General features: G+C 65.1%; 1 protein-coding gene. It reads right to left on the minus strand.

The annotated features are described in order from the left end of the window. Nucleotides 1–462: 462 nt before the first annotated feature. The coding region (locus CSQ87_RS10650) for an SDR family oxidoreductase (protein WP_117434935.1) at nucleotides 463–579 on the minus strand (117 nt) is incomplete at its 5' end.

Genomic DNA, 579 nt, shown 5'->3' on the forward strand with positions numbered 1-579 from the left:
CGGCCTTGAGGGCCGTGTAGATGAGGCCGTTCTTCGCGGCCTGGCTGTTCTCGTTGATCAGTGCGATGCGCATGATGGTTGGAAGTCCTTTCGATGTGTGTGGAATGCGTGTGCGGGGCCCGGGGGCGTCCGGGGCATGGGGGTCGGCCTTGGCGCCTCGCCCAAGCCCCTCTCATCAGTCACCTGTCGGTGACAGCTTCCCTCCCCGTGTGGGGAGGGAAGCCAGGGGATTACATGCGCCCTTGGGGCGCGGGATTGCGGGGATGCGTGCGAATTCCGTCGTCGCCGGGCGAAGGCGTACGAAGGTACGTCGAGCCCGCCGTAACGCCGGGGACGCTGGGATTTGCGCGTGGCCTGGGGCGTGAAATTGAATGATGCGTGCGGCTTCGAGGCGCGGGAGGTGAAGGCGTACGAAGGTACGTCGATCCTCCCGCAACGTGGAAGACGCTCCATCATTCAATTTCACGGCTGCTTGCCGATGTAGGCGAGAATGCCGCCGTCCACGTACAGCACGTGCCCGTTGACGAAGTCGCTCGCGTCGGAGGCGAGGAACACGGCCGGGCCCTTCAGGTCGTCCGG

The sequence above is a fragment of the Bifidobacterium simiarum genome (assembly GCF_002802905.1).
Classification (GTDB): domain Bacteria; phylum Actinomycetota; class Actinomycetes; order Actinomycetales; family Bifidobacteriaceae; genus Galliscardovia; species Galliscardovia simiarum.